Origin of the sequence: Streptomyces sp. NPDC093097, assembly GCF_044754325.1 — a bacterium.
Lineage (GTDB): Bacteria > Actinomycetota > Actinomycetes > Streptomycetales > Streptomycetaceae > Streptomyces.
In genome coordinates, this window is record NZ_JBIVOW010000004.1 from 140177 (window position 1) to 156427 (window position 16251).

Annotated in this window: 12 protein-coding genes; 7 read left to right on the forward strand and 5 right to left on the reverse strand. The window is 72.6% G+C overall.

The annotated features are described in order from the left end of the window. Positions 1–16: 16 nt before the first annotated feature. The 3 genes from ACIQE0_RS08365 to ssd all read right to left on the reverse strand — a co-directional run bounded on the left by ACIQE0_RS08365 (position 17) and on the right by ssd (position 3472). Positions 17–940, reverse strand: coding sequence for a type II secretion system F family protein (locus ACIQE0_RS08365; protein WP_402330303.1), 924 nt, complete (start codon positions 938–940; stop codon positions 17–19). Next, the gene (locus ACIQE0_RS08370; protein ID WP_366331403.1) at positions 937–2094 is read right to left on the reverse strand and encodes a TadA family conjugal transfer-associated ATPase; all 1158 of its coding nucleotides are present in this window, start codon (positions 2092–2094) and stop codon (positions 937–939) included. Before ACIQE0_RS08370 ends, ACIQE0_RS08365 begins: the two co-directional genes overlap by 4 nt. 211 nt (positions 2095–2305) lie before the next feature. Next, a complete protein-coding gene (ssd, locus tag ACIQE0_RS08375) occupies positions 2306–3472 on the reverse strand; it encodes a septum site-determining protein Ssd (RefSeq protein ID WP_402329963.1) in 1167 nt (388 codons plus the stop codon). A 470-nt stretch (positions 3473–3942) separates the two neighbouring features. Here ssd and ACIQE0_RS08380 point away from each other — a divergent pair, with 470 nt between their 5' ends. After that, positions 3943–4863: an HAD family hydrolase gene (locus ACIQE0_RS08380; RefSeq protein ID WP_402329965.1), complete on the forward strand. Its 921-nt coding sequence runs from the start codon at positions 3943–3945 to the stop codon at positions 4861–4863. A gap of 267 nt (positions 4864–5130) precedes the next feature. Here ACIQE0_RS08380 and ACIQE0_RS08385 read toward each other — a convergent pair whose 3' ends face one another. Continuing rightward, positions 5131–5988 carry an oxidoreductase gene (locus tag ACIQE0_RS08385; protein WP_402329966.1) on the reverse strand — a complete coding sequence of 286 codons (858 nt, stop codon included), beginning with the start codon at positions 5986–5988 and terminating at the stop codon, positions 5131–5133. Between the two features lie 101 nt (positions 5989–6089). Between ACIQE0_RS08385 and ACIQE0_RS08390 the strand changes: the two genes are divergently transcribed. Then, positions 6090–7076 carry an ATP-binding protein gene (locus ACIQE0_RS08390; RefSeq protein ID WP_402329968.1) on the forward strand — a complete coding sequence of 329 codons (987 nt, stop codon included), beginning with the start codon at positions 6090–6092 and terminating at the stop codon, positions 7074–7076. Here the strand turns inward: ACIQE0_RS08390 and ACIQE0_RS08395 are convergent. After that, positions 7057–8328, reverse strand: coding sequence for a hypothetical protein (locus ACIQE0_RS08395; RefSeq protein WP_402329970.1), 1272 nt, complete (start codon positions 8326–8328; stop codon positions 7057–7059). The two genes, ACIQE0_RS08390 and ACIQE0_RS08395, sit on opposite strands and share 20 nt — an antisense overlap. 322 nt (positions 8329–8650) lie before the next feature. On the opposite strand from ACIQE0_RS08395, the gene ACIQE0_RS08400 reads away from it, so the two are divergent. The 5 genes from ACIQE0_RS08400 to ACIQE0_RS08420 all read left to right on the forward strand — a co-directional run bounded on the left by ACIQE0_RS08400 (position 8651) and on the right by ACIQE0_RS08420 (position 16209). Continuing rightward, a complete protein-coding gene (locus tag ACIQE0_RS08400) occupies positions 8651–10984 on the forward strand; it encodes a SulP family inorganic anion transporter (RefSeq protein WP_402329972.1) in 2334 nt (777 codons plus the stop codon). Between the two features lie 147 nt (positions 10985–11131). Further along, on the forward strand, positions 11132–13093 hold the full coding sequence (gene acs / locus ACIQE0_RS08405; RefSeq protein WP_402329974.1) for an acetate--CoA ligase: 1962 nt from the start codon (positions 11132–11134) through the stop codon (positions 13091–13093). Between the two features lie 334 nt (positions 13094–13427). Then, positions 13428–14780 carry a Na+/H+ antiporter NhaA gene (gene nhaA / locus ACIQE0_RS08410; RefSeq protein ID WP_402330306.1) on the forward strand — a complete coding sequence of 451 codons (1353 nt, stop codon included), beginning with the start codon at positions 13428–13430 and terminating at the stop codon, positions 14778–14780. Between the two features lie 44 nt (positions 14781–14824). Next, positions 14825–15283 carry a phage holin family protein gene (locus ACIQE0_RS08415; protein WP_366331394.1) on the forward strand — a complete coding sequence of 153 codons (459 nt, stop codon included), beginning with the start codon at positions 14825–14827 and terminating at the stop codon, positions 15281–15283. Further along, positions 15280–16209 carry an alpha/beta fold hydrolase gene (locus tag ACIQE0_RS08420; RefSeq protein WP_402329977.1) on the forward strand — a complete coding sequence of 310 codons (930 nt, stop codon included), beginning with the start codon at positions 15280–15282 and terminating at the stop codon, positions 16207–16209. Before ACIQE0_RS08415 ends, ACIQE0_RS08420 begins: the two co-directional genes overlap by 4 nt. Positions 16210–16251: the final 42 nt, after the last annotated feature.

Sequence of the window (16251 nt, forward strand, 5' to 3'; positions counted from 1 at the left end):
CACGCCCACCTCCCCTTCACGTCCGCATCGCCGACGCATCGGCGACGATCCGTCCCGCCCAGGCCACTCCGCCCCACTCCAGAAGCCCGCCGACGAGCAGGCAGCCCCACCCGGCCGGGGTGTGCAGCAGCACCCCGAGGGGGTCGGCGCCGAGCGCAGCGCCCATCAGGAGCCCGCCCGCCGGGAGCAGCGCGAGCATCAGGGCGGTGGCCCGCGGCCCCGCCAACTGGGCCTGCAACTCCTCCCGTTGGTCCCGTTGCGCGGCCAGGCCGGCCGCGATCCGCTCCAGTCCGCGGGCCAGCCCCGCCCCGCCCTCCACCGCCACCTGCCAGCACGCCGCCGCCCCGATCAGCCCCTCGGCACCGGGCTGCCGCGCCGCCACCCGCAGCGCCCCGGGGACGTCCCCGCCGTACCGCGCGGCCGCGAGCACCGCGGGACCCGCCCCGCCCAGTCCCGCCGCCCCGGCCGCGACCAGGGCCCGGTCCGGCTGCCGGCCGGCCCGCAGCTCCCCCGCCACCGCCCCGCAGAACCGGATCACCGCGGCCGCTCGCTCGTCCGCCGCCCGCCGCCGCGCCCGCCGGGCCAGCCACCGCCGTACGACGACCAGAGCCGCCACCGAGGCCACGACGGGCAGCACCGACCGCCCCAGCACCCCCAGCGCGACCCCGGCCGGCAGGCACCAGACCTCCGCCCCGACCTCGCCCCGGCGCCCGAGCCGCCACCGCCGGCCCCCGGCCCCGCCGGCCACCCGCCCGGCGCACCACTCCCGCAGCGCCGCACCGCGTCCCGGCTGTCCGCCCCCGGCGCCCGCCGCCCCGGCATCTCCCAGGACCGCAGCCATCCGTCGCCGCAGGGCGCGGCCGCGCCGCAGCCGCCGCGCCAGCACCACCGCGCAACCCGCCGCGACCGGCACCACCACCGGCCCGGCCCCCTCCCTCAGCACGCCTCGCCGCCCCTCTCGCACAGCCGGGTCAGCCGCCCCCAACCGCGCGCCTCGCGGAACCCGTCCGGGCCCCACACCGCCGCCGGCACCGTCACCACGAAGCCGTCGCGGTCCCGCTCCAGGACGTGGATCTCGGCGATCCGCCGCCGCCCCGCCCGGTCGCGGACGAGGTGCAGCACGACGGACAGCGCGGCCGCCAACTGGCTGTGCAGGGCCGCCCGGTCCAGTCCGGCGGTGCAGCCGAGCGCCTCCAGACGGACCGGCACATCGCACGCTGCATTGGCGTGGACGGTGCCGCAGCCCCCTTCATGGCCCGTGTTGAGCGCCGCCAGCAGATCCGTGACCTCGGCGCCACGGACCTCGCCGACCACCAGCCGGTCCGGCCTCATCCGCAGCGCCTGCCGCACGAGGTCCCGCAGGGTCACCCGGCCGGCGCCCTCCTGGTTCGCGGGCCGGGCCTCCAGCCGCACCACATGGGGGTGGTCGGGCCGCAGCTCCGCCGAGTCCTCCGCCAGCACGATCCGCTCAGCCGGGCCGACCAGCCCGAGCAGCGTGCTGAGCAACGTGGTCTTGCCGGAGCCCGTACCACCGCTGACCAGGAACGACAGCCGGGCCTCCAACAGCGCCCGGAGCAGCCGGTCACCCCCCGGCGGAACCGTCCCGGCGGCCACCAGCTCCGCGAGCGCGAAGGCCCGGGGGCGCAGCACCCGTAGGGACAGGCACGTCCCGCCGACCGCCACCGGGGGCAGCACGGCATGCAGCCGGGTGCCGTCGGGGAGCCGGGCGTCCGCCCACGGCCGGGCGTCGTCCAGCCGCCGTCCGGCGACCGCCGCCAGCCGCTGCGCCAGTCTGCGCACTTCGGCCTCGCCCCGGAAGCGGACGTCCGTGCGCTCCAGTCCACCGCCGCGGTCCACCCACACCGCGTCCGGCGCGGTCACCAGGACGTCCGTCACGTCGGGCGCGGCCAGCAGCGGCTCCAGCGGCCCGCTGCCCACCATCTCCGAGCGCAACGCGCCCACCACACCCAGCACTTCGGCGTCCCCGAGGAGCCTCCCCTCCTCGCGCAGCGCCACCGCCACACGGGCCGGCGTCGGCTCCGCCCCGGCCTCGGCGAGCCGCCGGCGCACCCCGTCCAACAGCTCCCGGCTCATCCCGCACCACCGCCCAGGACAGCCGCCCCGCCCCACGCGCCCCCGTAGGAACCGACGGCGCCCCGGCTCCTACGGGACCACCACCCTGCCCCGCACCGCAGCCCGTCCCGCCACCAGTCCCCGAACCGGGGACCGCGCCGCCCCGTGGCCGCCTCGCTCCCCACTCCGACCGCCCGGCCCCGGCACCACAGCGCCCCGGCGTTCCGCTGCCTCATTCCGCCGCACCCCCGAACTCCCGCTCTCCTCCGCGACCGGCACCCCCAGCGGCCGCCATACCGGCCCCGCCGCCCCGCGCCCGCTCCCAGAACCCGGCGCAGAACCGCGCCAGCGGCCCCCGCGCTCCGGGCACCGCCCCCCGTGCAAGGTCCTCCGGCAGCCCCGCGTCCCACGGCAGCTCACCCGCCAGCGGCAGCCCCACGAGGCGCGCGATCTCCTCCGCGGTCGGCCCGCCGCCGTACCCCGGCCCGGACTGCCCGCAGGCCACCACCCGGACGTCACGGAGCACCGCCCGCACCGCATCGGCCACCCGTCGCGCCGCCGCCACCGCACGCAGCTCCGCCGGAACGAGCAGCAGCCCGACATCCACCTGGGCCAGCGCTTCGGCGACCGTCCCGTCGACCCGGCGCGGCAGGTCGACGACCACCACACCGCCGCGCCGCCTGGCCGCGGCCAGCACCGCCCGCATCGCCGGCGGCCCAATGGCCACCTCCGCGCCCCGGTCCCAGCTCAGGACGCGTAAGGAGTGCAGCTGGGGCAGCGACTCGGCGAGCGCGCCGCCCGCCACCCGGCCGCGCGACTCGGCGAAGGCGGGCCAGCGCAGCCCCTTCTCCTGCTCACCGCCCAACAGGACGTCGAGCCCGCCGCCCAAGGGGTCGCCGTCCACGAGCAGGGTGCGCTCCCCGGCGCGGGCGGCGGTGACGGCCAGCGCGGCCGCGAGGGTGCTCGCCCCCGCGCCGCCCCGCCCGCCGATCACCCCGACTGTCAGGGCCGACGCGCCCGCCCCCTCGACCGCGTCGGCGATCCGGTCCACCAGCCAGCGCTCGCCGTCGGGGAGGGCCACCACCCGCTCCGCCCCGATCGCCACCGCCTGGCGCAGCACCGTGACGTCGTCCGCGTCCCGGCCGGCGATGACGACGCCGGGCCGGCGCCCGGTGCCGGACAGCCGGGCGGCGCAGTCCGCGCCGACGACCACCAGCGGTGCCGATTCCCACTCCGCCGTGGAAAGGGGCGGGCGGGGTGCCACTTCGGGCAGCGCGCCGGCCGCCGCACACAGCCGCAGAAGGTCGTCGAGGAGCTCTTCGTCCTCGGTGATCAGCAGCAGCCCGTCCCGCTCTTCACCGCTTCGCACCGGCTGGTCGGAAGTAGATGATCCGGACACGTTCCGTCCCCCTATCGCTACGCAACTCGCGCTTCCGCGAACTTCGCGGACTTTCACGGTGCAGCGATCGGGAAATCTTTGTGGATCTTGACCCAAAACTGTGGACAACTCCGCGGCTGTGAATATCCCCGTCACCTATTCCAGCGACGCAGAGCTACTCCTGAGACGGATGGGAAGCCTCCACAGAGCAGCCCGACGGCTACCGTGAGTGATGGCATATGCACGCGAGAAGCCGAGGTCATCAACGCGCGGAGAACGCGCGGATCAAGGAATCACGGCGAAAAAAGCGTCCGGACATGCGACGACCCCCGCCGGGGGGGAGAGCGGGGGTCGTCCCCACGGCCGACTCGGGGGGGGAGGAGCCGGACCGGGTTAGCACGGTCGCGAACGATCCGTGACTTCCATGGTGTACCCGAGAGCCTTCTCAGGCAAACCCACGCGCCACACCTTACGCCGAATGGTGGGCGCCTATGCTCGCCCCCGTGGAAAACCACTCCGTGCCTCACTCGACTCCCCGTACTGCCGCGTTCTTCGACTTGGACAAGACCGTCATTGCAAAGTCGAGCACGCTGACCTTCAGCAAGTCCTTCTACCAAGGCGGCCTGATCAATCGGCGGGCCGTACTGCGCACCGCGTACGCCCAGTTCGTGTTCCTCGCGGGCGGCGCCGATCACGACCAGATGGAGCGGATGCGCGAATATCTCTCGTCGCTGTGCCGCGGCTGGGATGTGGCCCAGGTCCGGGAGATCGTCGCCGAAACGCTGCACGATCTCATCGACCCGATCATTTACGACGAGGCGGCCTCGCTGATCGAGGAACACCACGCGGCCGGGCGGGACGTCGTGATCGTCTCCACCTCCGGCGCCGAAGTCGTCGAACCGATCGGCGAACTCCTGGGCGCGGACCGGGTGGTGGCCACCAGAATGGTGGTCGGCGACGACGGCCGCTTCACCGGAGAGGTGGAGTATTACGCCTACGGGCCGACGAAGGCGGAGGCGGTCAGGGAACTCGCCGCGTCCGAGGGATACGACCTCCAGCGCTGCTACGCCTACAGCGATTCGATCACCGACGTGCCGATGCTGGAGACGGTCGGCAACCCCTGCGCGGTCAATCCGGACCGGGCGCTGCGCCGCGAGGCGGTCGCCCGCGGCTGGCCGGTGGTCACCTTCAGCCGGCCGGTCCCGCTCAAGAAGCGGCTGCCCACGCTGACGATGCCCTCCCGCCCGATGCTCACCGCCGTCGCCGCGATCGGCGCGGCCGTCGCCACCGCGTCGCTGGTCTGGTACGCGACCCGCCGCAATAGCGGAAAGAAACGGCTTGCCGTAATGCCCGCATTTGTGGCCAAACGTAAAGATCTGCGGGCCGGGGTTCCACTCACCCCGCATGAGTAGTACAAAGGACTTAACGGCCCGCGAGACCAAGGACATCCGAGAGGAACGCCTTTAACGCATCAAGGCCCACGGACCGATGCATGAATGCCGAGCACCCACGCGACGCCGACCCGTCGATTGCGGGCCAGCCGCACCAGGTAAGCGGACAACGAATCCGACCTGATGGGCAAAACGCAGAGCACGCTTGGTAACTCGGCGGACGTGCCAGCGGCGGTACCGAAGGGTTGGTACCGCCGCAACCCGTGTCAGGAGCCGTGCACCGCGCCGCTATGCCGCTCCGCGTTGCAGCGCCTCGCAGACCGCCGCGCTCTCCCGTGCGCCCAGTTCGACCGCGCGCCCGCAGTGGGCGATCCACTGCGCCACGCCTTCCGGGGTGCCCGAGGCGTAGCCCTGGAGGGCCGCCGCGTAGGCCGCGCTCCCCTGTTCCGCGTGCCCGACCTCGGCCGGACAGATCGACTTCGGGTCCAACCCGCTGCCGACCAGCACGATCCGCTCCGACGCCCGCGCGACCAGCCCGTTGTACGAGCCGAAGGGGCGCAGCGCCAGCAGTTCGCCGTGCACCACGGCGGCCGTCACCAGGGCCGGTGCCGCGGTGCCCGCCAGGAGGAGCCGCGCCAGCCCGTCCAGCCGTCCGGCGACCTCGTCGGCGTCCGGCAGCGGCAGTTCGATCGACGGCTCGTCCACCGGCTCGGCGCCCAGCCGGGGCCGGCCCACGGTGTCATCCGCCGCGCCGCCGCTCGCCGCGACCAGGTGCAGTCGGGCCAGCACCCGCAGCGGCGACTGCCGCCAGACGCTGAGCAGTTGACCCGCCTCGGCGGTCAGCCGCAGCGCGGCGCCGACCGTGCGCGGCTCACCGCCGGCGCCGAAGTCGGTGCGGCGCCGGACCTCTTCGAGCGCCCAGTCGGCCCCGGACAGCGCCGCGGAGGCCCGGGAGCCGCGCAGTGCCGCCTCGGCGGTGATCTCGGTGCTGCGGCGCCGCATGATCCGGTGCCCGTAGACGCGGTCGACGGCCTTGCGGACGGATTCCACGGATTCGGCGACCCCCGGGAGCGACACCAGGGCCGCGAGCGGGTCGTTGCTCGCCTGGGGAGGTTCGGGGGGCGTGCCCCGGGAGATTCCAGCCATGGTGACGACCCTACGCACCACCAGGCCGGACCCCTCGAAGGAGTGGTCTTCTTCACGTAAACCGCTCGTCGAGAGGTTGACCACACCTACGCTTGCTGAATATGAAGATCGCTTTCGTAGGCAAGGGCGGCAGCGGCAAAACCACGCTGTCCTCCCTGTTCATCCGCCACCTCGCCGCGGCCCGGATCCCCGTCGTCGCGGTGGACGCCGATATCAACCAGCACCTGGGCGTCGCGCTCGGCATGGACGAGGCGGAGGCCGCCGCGCTGCCCGCGATGGGCGCCCATCTCCCGTTGATCAAGGACTACTTGCGCGGCAGCAACCCCCGCATCCCGTCCACCGAGACGATGATCAAGACGACCCCGCCGGGCGAGGGTTCCCAACTGCTGCGCGTCTGCGAGGACAACCCGGTCTACGACGCCTGCGCGCGGCCCCTGCCGCTCGACGAGGGGGCGGTGCGCTTGATGGCCACCGGCCCGTTCACCGAGGCCGATCTGGGCGTGGCCTGTTACCACTCCAAGGTCGGCGCGGTCGAGCTGTGCCTGAACCATCTCGTCGACGGCCGCGGGGAGTACGTCGTCGTCGACATGACCGCGGGATCGGACTCCTTCGCCTCCGGGATGTTCACCCGCTTCGACATGACGTTCCTGGTCGCCGAGCCGACCCGTAAGGGCGTCGCGGTCTACCGCCAGTACAAGGAGTACGCGCAGGACTTCGGCGTGCCGTTGAAGGTCGTCGGCAACAAGGTCCAGGGGCCGGACGATCTGGCGTTCCTCCGCGCGGAGGCCGGCGAGGACCTCCTGGTGTGCGTCGGCCACTCCGACTGGGTGCGGACCATGGAGAAGGGCCGCCCGGCTCCCTTCGCCCTCCTGGAAGAGGCCAACCGCCGCGCCCTGGAGGTGCTGCACGGCACCGCCGACGCCTCCTACGAGCACCGTGACTGGGAGCGCTACACACGCCAGATGGTGCACTTCCACCTGAAGAACGCCGAGAGCTGGGGCAATGCGAAGACGGGGGCCGACCTGGCGGCCCAGGTCGACCCCGCCTTCGTGCTCTGCGAGGGGGCGGCTACCCCACAACCGGCATGATCCCGGCCGTCGGCGCCGGACCGGAGGCTTCCGACGCACCCGAGAGGTACGTCGCCCAGCCGTCCTCCGGCGCCTGGCCCACCGGCAGGTCCTGGAGCCGGGCCAGCACCTCCGGGTCCTGTGCGTCCAGCCAGTCGCTCAACTGCTTGAAGCTGACGCAGCGCACGCCCTTGCGGGGGCAGATCTCCTTGATCGCCTCCTCGACGGCCTTCATGTACGTGCCGCCGTTCCAGGACTCGAAGTGGTCGCCGACGAACAGGGGGGCGCGGTTGCCCCGGTAGGCGCGTGCGAAGGCGTCCAGGATGCCGTCGCGCATCTGCTTGCCCCAGGTCGCGTGCATCGCGCGGTTGCCGTGGGTGGTGCCGGACTGGTTGGCCAGGAAGTTGTAGTCCATCGAGAGGGCCTCGAAGTCCCGGCCGGGGAACGGTATTTGCTGGAGCGGGAAGTTCCAGATGCCGTCGATCTTCCGCGGCCAAGTCTGCAGACCACCCGAGGAGCTGGCGTCGTAGCGGAAGCCCATCTCCTTGGCCGCGGGTATCAGGTTGCGCTGGCCCTCCAGGCAGGGCGCGCGGCCGCCGACCAGTTCCTTGGCGTAGTCGAACGGGAGCGGGGGCTCTTCCTTGAGGCCGGAGTTGGTCTTCCAGTTCCGGACGAAGGAGACGGCCTGTTCGATCTCGCTGCGCCACTCCTCGGGCGTCCACCTGCCGACCCCGTTACGACCGCAGAAGTGGCCGTTGAAGTGGGTTCCTATCTCGTTGCCGTCCTCCCAGGCGCCGCGCATCTGGGCCACGGTGTCCTTGATCCCCTGGATGTCGTTGAAGCCGATCGCCGACGCACCGGCATCGTGCCCGGGGGGTTCGTAGAGCTCCGCCCTGTCGGCGGGGAGCATGTAGACGCCGCTGAGGAAGTACGTCATCGTCGCGCCGTACTTCTTGCCGACGGCCCGGAAATGGGAGAACAACTTCTGGCCGTCCTCGCCGGCGCCGTCCCAGGAGAACACCACGAACTGCGGTGGTCTGCGGCCCGACTTCAGCCGCGCGGGCCGGGGTTGGTGGGGCTGCGCCCCGGTGTACGCGGTGGAGCCGTCGCCTATCAGGCGGACCGGGCGGGTGGCCGGGACCTGGGCGGGCGCCGCGCGCCCCTCGCTCGTGCTCTGCGGGGGCCCGCCCTGGGTCGCCGCGGAGCAGCCGGCTATCGCCGCCAGCGCCACCGCTGCCGCGATGCGCACCGTCGCCTTCGATATGACCGCCATCAGCCACCTCATTCCTGGCACACAGGGCGCCATGGTGATTAATCGGGACGAGCCTGAGGAAACGCCTATATTCATTGACAGGTGACGAAAAGAGCACAGCGAAAGTCGTTTTATTCACTCGATAGATGGAACAGCTGCGCCATACGCCCAAAAAGCCTTCTCAGGGTCTTTACGCGTCATTACGATTCGTTTACCGACGCTTGAGAGTCACCGGATCGTCACCGACCGCGACGTCCGCCGGCTTGGCTCGCTCCCGCCACAGCACACCGCCGCCCCGTGGTCGCGCCCGAAGGCCGACCGCGCCGCCCCGGAGGAGACGGGAATGACGCAGCTCCAGAAGTCACCGCAGCCGCCGCCGGCCGAGCCCTCGCCCGAGCCCGCCACCCCCTTCGTGGCCACGCCCCGAGGGAAACGGGCAGGGCCCCGGGGAAAGAGCGCGGGCCGGCGCGGGGACCTCTCCGCCTCGGTCGCGGTCTTCCTGTTGGCCGTCCCGCTGTCTCTGGGCATCGCCCTGGCCACCGGCGCACCGCTCCAGGCGGGCCTGGTCGCCGCGGCCGTCGGCGGGATCGTCGCCGGACTGCTGGGCGGTGTCCCGCTCCAGGTGACCGGTGCCGCCACCGGCCTCCTGGTGGTCACCGCCGACCTCGTCCAGCGCTACGGCTGGCGCGCCACCTGCGCCGTCACGGTCCTGGCCGGGCTCGCCCAACTCGCCCTCGGGGCGCTGCGGGTGGCTCGTGCGGCGCTCGCCGTCAGCCCGGCGCTCGTGCACGGCATGCTCGCCGGCATCGGCGTCACCCTCGCCCTCGGGCAGCTCCACGTCCTGCTCGGCGGCAGCCCCGACAGTTCCGCCCTCGACAACGCCGCTGCGCTGCCCGGCCAGTTGGCGCATCCGCACGCCGCCGCGCTGCTGATCGCGGCCGTCACGGTCGCCGTGCTGATCGGCTGGCCGCGGCTGCCGGGCCGCGCCGGGCGCTGGGCGCGGCTGCTGCCGGCGCCGCTGGCCGCGGTGCTCGCCGCGACGGCGGTCGGCGCGGGTACGGCGGTGCCGCGGGTCGCCCTGCCGTCCTGGCGGCTGCCCGAGCCGCCCGTGCTGCCCGGCGGTTCGCTCGCCGTCCTGGTCACGGCGGTGCTGACGGTCACCCTCGTCGCCAGTATGGAGTCGCTGCTGTCCGCGGTGGCGGTGGACCGGCTGGCCGCCGAGCGGCCGGGGACGCCGCCGGGACGGCCGCGGCTCGACCGCGAGCTGGCCGGCCAGGGCCTGGCCAACGTCGTCTCCGGCCTCCTGGGCGGCCTGCCGGTCTCCGGTGGCGCGGTCCCCGGTTCGGCCAATGTGCGGGCCGGTGCGACCAGTCGCCGGGCCGCCGTGCTGCACGGCGTCTGGGTACTGCTCTGCGCGGGCCTGCTGGCCGGGGTGCTGAAGCTGATCCCGTTGGCCGCGCCGGCCGCCCTGGTGATGGTCGTCGGGGTGCGGATGGTCGGCTTCGCACACCTCCCGCACGTCCAGCGGCACCGCCAATTCCCCGTGTATGCGGCCACGTTGGGTGCGGTGGTGCTCTTCGGGGTACTGCCGGGCGTCCTGGTGGGCATCGCGGTCGGGGTCCTCCTGGCGCTACGGCGGCTGATCCACACCCGTATCCGGGTGACGGAGGAGGCCGGGCGCCACCGGGTGCGTGTGAGCGGCCAGCTGACGTTCCTGGCGGTGCCGCGGCTGACCTGGGCGCTGGCACAGGTGCCGCCGGGCGCCGACGCCGTCGTGGAGCTGTGCGGATCGTTCATGGAGCACGCCGCCTACGAGGCGCTGCAGTCCTGGGCCGCCGTCCATCGGGCGGACGGCGGGCGGGTGATCGTCGGGGGCCCCGCGGGCTCGATCGCCGAGCCGGCCGGCGCCCGCGACCGCCGGCCGTGGACGCCCTGGCGCACGCACCACGGCACCCGCCCCGCACCGGACCGTACGGAGCCCCACCAGGGCGGCGGTCTGCTGCTGGACGGGGTCAGCGCGTTCCAGCGGCACACCGCCCCGCTGGTGCGCGAGGAGCTGGCCCGGCTGGCACGGGAAGGCCAGCGCCCCACCCAGCTCTTCCTGACCTGCGCCGACTCCCGGCTGGTGACGAGCATGATCACATCGAGTGGACCGGGCGACCTGTTCACCGTGCGCAACGTCGGCAATCTGATGCCGCCGCCCGGCTCGGACGCCACCTGCGACTCCGTCAGCGCCGCGGTCGAGTACGCGGTCGAGGTGCTGCGGGTCGAGTCGATCACCGTGTGCGGCCACTCCGGCTGCGGCGCCATGGCGGCGCTGCTCGGTTCGGCCACCGCCCCGCCACCGTCCGACGACGCCACCCCGCTGGCCCGCTGGCTGCGGCACGGCCGCCCGAGCCTGGCCCGTATGGCGCGCATCGGACGCCTCGGTAGAGGTGAAGTCGCCCTGGCCGAGCGGCCGGTGGCCGACGAGCAGGAGCGGCTGGCGCTGGTCAACGTCCGGCAGCAGCTCGACCATCTGCGGGCGCACCCCTGCGTCGCCCGGCGGATGGCCGAGGGCGCGCTCTCCCTCCACGGCATGTACTTCCACGTCGCCGAGGCCCAGGCGTATCTGCTCGACGAGCGCACCGGGCGGTTCCGGGCGGTGTCCGCCGACACACCGGCGGTGGGGGCCTGACCTGCGCGGCTACCCCCGAACGAGGGTACTGCGGAATGAATCGCTACAGGTCTACACCAATAGTTGTCCACAGCCCTTGTCAGGGTCGTCGCGGGCTGATGAGCTATGGCTCGGGACACATCGCACGCCCTGGGAATGGGAGATGTCGTGAGCAACGAAAGCCTGGCCAACCTCCTGAAGGAGGAGCGGCGGTTCGCACCGCCCGCCGAGCTGGCCGCGGACGCCAACGTCACGGCCGCCGCGTATGAAGAGGCCGCGGCGGACCGGCTGGGCTTCTGGGCCGAGCAGGCCAAACGCCTGACCTGGGAGACCGAGCCCACCGAGACCCTTGACTGGTCCAACCCGCCGTTCGCGAAGTGGTTCGCCGACGGCAAGCTCAACGTCGCCTACAACTGCGTCGACCGCCATGTGGAGAACGGTCTCGGCGACCGGGTCGCGATCCACTTCGAGGGCGAGCCGGGCGACAGTCGCGCGATCACCTACGGCGAGCTCAAGGACGAGGTCTCCAAGGCGGCCAACGCGCTGATCGAGCTGGGCGTCGGCACCGGCGACCGGGTCGCCATCTACATGCCGATGATCCCGGAGACGGTCGTCGCCATGCTGGCCTGCGCCCGGCTGGGCGCCCCGCACTCCGTCGTCTTCGGCGGCTTCTCCGCGGACGCCCTGGCGACGCGGATCAAGGACGCCGACGCCCGCGTGGTGATCACCGCCGACGGCGGATACCGCCGCGGCAAGGCATCGGCCCTCAAGCCGGCCGTGGACGAGGCGCTGACCAAGCCCGGCACCGAGAACGTCCGCAGCGTGCTGGTCGTCCGCCGCACCGGCCAGGACATCGGCTGGGCCGAGGGCCGCGACGTGTGGTGGCACGACCTCGTCGAGCGGCAGAGCGCACAGCACACCCCCGAGGCGTTCGACGCCGAGCACCCGCTGTACGTCCTCTACACCTCCGGCACGACGGGTAAGCCCAAGGGCATCCTGCACACCAGCGGCGGCTACCTCACCCAGGTCGCGTACACCCACCACGCGGTCTTCGACCTGAAGCCCGAGACCGACGTCTACTGGTGCACCGCCGACGTCGGCTGGGTCACCGGCCACTCGTACATCGCCTACGGCCCGCTCGCCAACGGCGCCACCGAGGTGCTCTACGAGGGCACCCCGGACACCCCGCACCAGGGCCGCTGGTGGGAGATCGTCCAGAAGTACGGCGTGACGATCCTGTACACCGCGCCGACCGCGATCCGCGCCTGCATGAAGTGGGGCGACGACATCCCTGCGAAGTTCGACCTGTCGTCGCTGCGCGTCCTGGGCTCGGTGGGCGAGCCGATCAACCCCGAGGCGTGGATCTGGTACCGCAAGCACATCGGGGCCGACAAGGCGCCGATCGTCGACACCTGGTGGCAGACCGAGACCGGCGCGATGATGCTGAGCCCGCTGCCGGGCGTGACGGAGACCAAGCCCGGCTCCGCGCAGCTTCCGCTGCCCGGCATCGCCGCCACGGTGGTCGACGACGACGCACGCGAGGTGCCCGACGGCGCCGGCGGCTACCTCGTCCTGACCGAGCCCTGGCCGTCGATGCTGCGCACCATCTGGGGCGACGACCAGCGCTACCTCGACACCTACTGGTCCCGCTTCGAGGGCAAGTACTTCGCCGGCGACGGCGCCAAGAAGGACGAGGACGGCGACATCTGGCTGCTGGGCCGGGTGGACGACGTGATGCTGGTGTCCGGCCACAACATCGCCACCACCGAGGTGGAGTCCGCGCTGGTCTCGCACCCGAAGGTGGCCGAGGCCGCGGTGGTCGGCGCCGCGGACCCGCAGACCACCCAGGCGATCTGCGCCTTCGTCATCCTGCGCGGCGGCGCCGCCGAGGACGCCGGCCTGGTCGACGAGCTGCGCGCACACGTCGCCCAGCAGCTCGGCCCGATCGCCAAGCCCAAGCAGATCCTGCCGGTCGCGGAGCTGCCGAAGACCCGCTCGGGCAAGATCATGCGCCGCCTGCTGCGCGATGTCGCCGAGAACCGCGACCTGGGCGACGTCACCACGCTCACCGACTCCTCCGTCATGGACCTGATCCAGGCGAAGCTGCCGGGCGCGCCGAGCGAGGACTGAGGGCGCCGGGCGAGGGCTGACGCCGCGACCCGCGGCGCAGCGTGCCGACGCGCTCACGAGGGGGCACCGGGCCACTGCGGCCGGTGCCCCCTCCGGCGTCCCCGGGCCCGGACCGGCCCCGAATCGGCGACTCGAAGCCCGAAATGCCCGTAAAGTAATCCCCACGCCTTAACCCTTCGCGTTGCACCCGGTAGGGTTAAGGGGGCGTCAGGGAGACGCCAAGAAATCTGGGTGCGCCGGGAAGTCTGGTCGGCAACTGTTATTGCCGTTCTCAGCTGCCGGAGGTCCACGCGTGACTGCACCCAGCAACCGCCGCTCCATATTCCTCGGCCGGATGCCGCTGCCCGAGCGGAACTTCGTCGCCGACGCGCTGCGCACCGAGACCGTCGGCGGAGTCCTCCTCCTCGCCGCCGCCATCGCCGCCCTGATCTGGGCCAACACCTTCGGCGGCAGCTACGAGGCGGTGCGCGGTCTACACCTCGGCCCGACATCGCTGGGCCTGGACCTCTCCCTCCAGCACTGGGCCGCCAACGGCCTGCTCGCGATCTTCTTCTTCGTCGCCGGCATCGAGCTCAAACGCGAACTGGTCGCCGGCGAACTGCGCGACCCCAAGGCCGCCGCCCTCCCGGTGATCGCCGCGGTCTGCGGTATGGCGACCCCCGCCGTGGTGTACTTCCTGGTCAACGTCACCGACGGCGGCTCCCTCAAGGGCTGGGCGGTCCCCACCGCCACCGACATCGCCTTCGCGCTCGCCGTCCTCGCGGTGATCGGCACCTCCCTGCCGTCGGCGCTGCGCGCCTTCCTGCTCACCCTCGCCGTCGTCGACGACCTCTTCGCGATCCTGATCATCGCGATCTTCTTCACCTCGAAGCTGAACTTCCTCGCGCTCGGCCTCTCCGTCGCCGGCCTGGTGCTCTTCTACGTACTGCTGCGCAAGGGCGTCCGCGGCTGGTACGTGTACGTCCCGCTCGGCGTGACGATCTGGGCGCTGATGGAGAACAGCGGGGTGCACGCCACCATCGCCGGTGTCGCCATGGGCCTGATGCTGCGCTGCCACCGCCGCGAGGGCGAGGAGCAGTCCCCCGGCGAGCACATCGAGCACCTGGTCCGCCCGCTGTCGGCGGGGCTGGCGGTGCCGCTGTTCGCCCTCTTCTCCGCGGGCGTGGCGGTGTCCGGCGGCGCGGTCCACGACGTCTTCACCCGGCCGGAGACGCTGGGCGTGGTCCTCGGCCTGATAGTGGGCAAGGCGCTGGGCATCTTCGGCGGCACCTGGTTCACCGCCCGCTTCACCAGAGCCGAGCTCAACCCGGACCTGAAGTGGCCCGACGTCTTCGGCATCGCCGCCCTGGCCGGCATAGGTTTCACCGTCTCCCTGCTCATCGGCGAACTGGCCTTCGCCGGCGACTCGGCCCTGACCGACGAGGTCAAGGCGTCGGTGCTGATCGGCTCGCTGCTCGCCGCCGTCTTCGCGGGCATCTTCCTCAAGATCCGCAACAACAAGTACCGGCGGCTGTGCGACGAAGAGGAGCGGGACGAGGACCAGGACGGCATCCCCGACATCTACGAGCAGGGCCGGCCCGAGTACCACCTGCGGATGGCCGCGATCCACGAGGCGAAGGCCGCCGAGCACCGCCGGCTTGCCGAAATGGCCGCCGACGCCGGCTCCGGGGACGATGGTCCGGCATGATCTGAGAGGCTTTGCATCCAGGAGAAGGAAAGAGGGAGACGGCGATGAGCGCAGCCGACGACGGTGCGGACCGCAGCCTCGGGCAGCTGGTGGCGACGGCGACCGCCGAGATGTCCGCGCTGGTGCACGACGAGATCGCACTGGCCAAGGCGGAAATCCGGCAGGACGCCAAGCGGGCGGGCATCGGCAGTGCCGCGTTCGTCGTGGCGGGTGTACTGGCGCTGTTCGCCCTGCCGGTGCTGAGCTTCGCGGCGGCCTACGGCATCCACAACCTCGGCCTCGGCCTCGCCTGGTCCTTCCTGATCGTGGGCGGCGCCTTCCTGATCATCGCCGCGCTGCTGATCCTGATCGCGATGGCCAAGATCAAGAAGATCAAGAAGCCGGAGCAGTCGATCGCCTCCGTCAAGGAGACCGCCGCCGTGCTCCAGAAGGCCAAGCCGCACCCGCGCGCGGCGGACGAGGAGCATCCGGCCCTCACGTCCGTGACCCGCTCCTCGGTATGACGGCCTCTGACAGCACCGCGGCGGTCGTCCGGCTCGACGTCCCCGGCGGGCGCGAGGTGACGCACCGGGACGTCGCGGCCAACGGCGCGCGCTTCCACATCGCCGAGATGGGCGACGGCCCGCTCGTGCTGCTGCTGCACGGCTTCCCGCAGTTCTGGTGGACGTGGCGGCACCAGTTGCCCGCACTGGCCGACGCGGGCTTCCGCGCGGTCGCCATGGACCTGCGCGGCGTCGGCGGCAGCGACCGCACCCCGCGCGGCTACGACCCGGCGAACCTCGCCCTCGACATCACCGGCGTCATCCGCTCCCTGGGCGAGCCGGACGCCGCCCTGGTCGGGCACGACCTGGGCGGCTACCTCGCCTGGACGGCCGCGGTGATGCGGCCCAAGCTGGTCCGCCGGCTCGCGGTGTCGTCGATGTCGCATCCGCGGCGCTGGCGGTCCGCGATGCTCGCCGACGTCCGCCGCAGCTCGCACATCTGGAGCTTCCAGCGCCCCTGGCTCCCGGAGCGGCAGCTGACCGCGGACGACGCGGCGCTGGTGGGCCGGATGATCCGCGACTGGTCCGGCCCCCGGCTCCCCGAGGACGAGAGCCTCGAGGTCTACCAGCGGGCCATGGCCATCCCGTCGACGGCGCACTGCTCGATCGAGCCCTACCGCTGGATGGTGCGCTCGATGGCGCGCCCCGACGGCCTCCAGTTCAACCGCCGGATGAAGCTGCCGGTGCGGGTCCCGACCCTGCATCTGCACGGCTCCCTGGACCCGGTCATGCGCACCCGCACCGCCGCCGGCTCCGGCGAGTACGTCGAGGCCCCCTACCGCTGGCGGCTCTTCGACGGCCTGGGGCACTGGCCGCACGAGGAGGACCCGGTGGCCTTCTCCACGGAACTGATCAACTGGCTCAAGGACCCGGAACCGGACCGCTGACGGGCCCACGGGCCCGCGCCCACCGCCTCCACCCGGTGACCG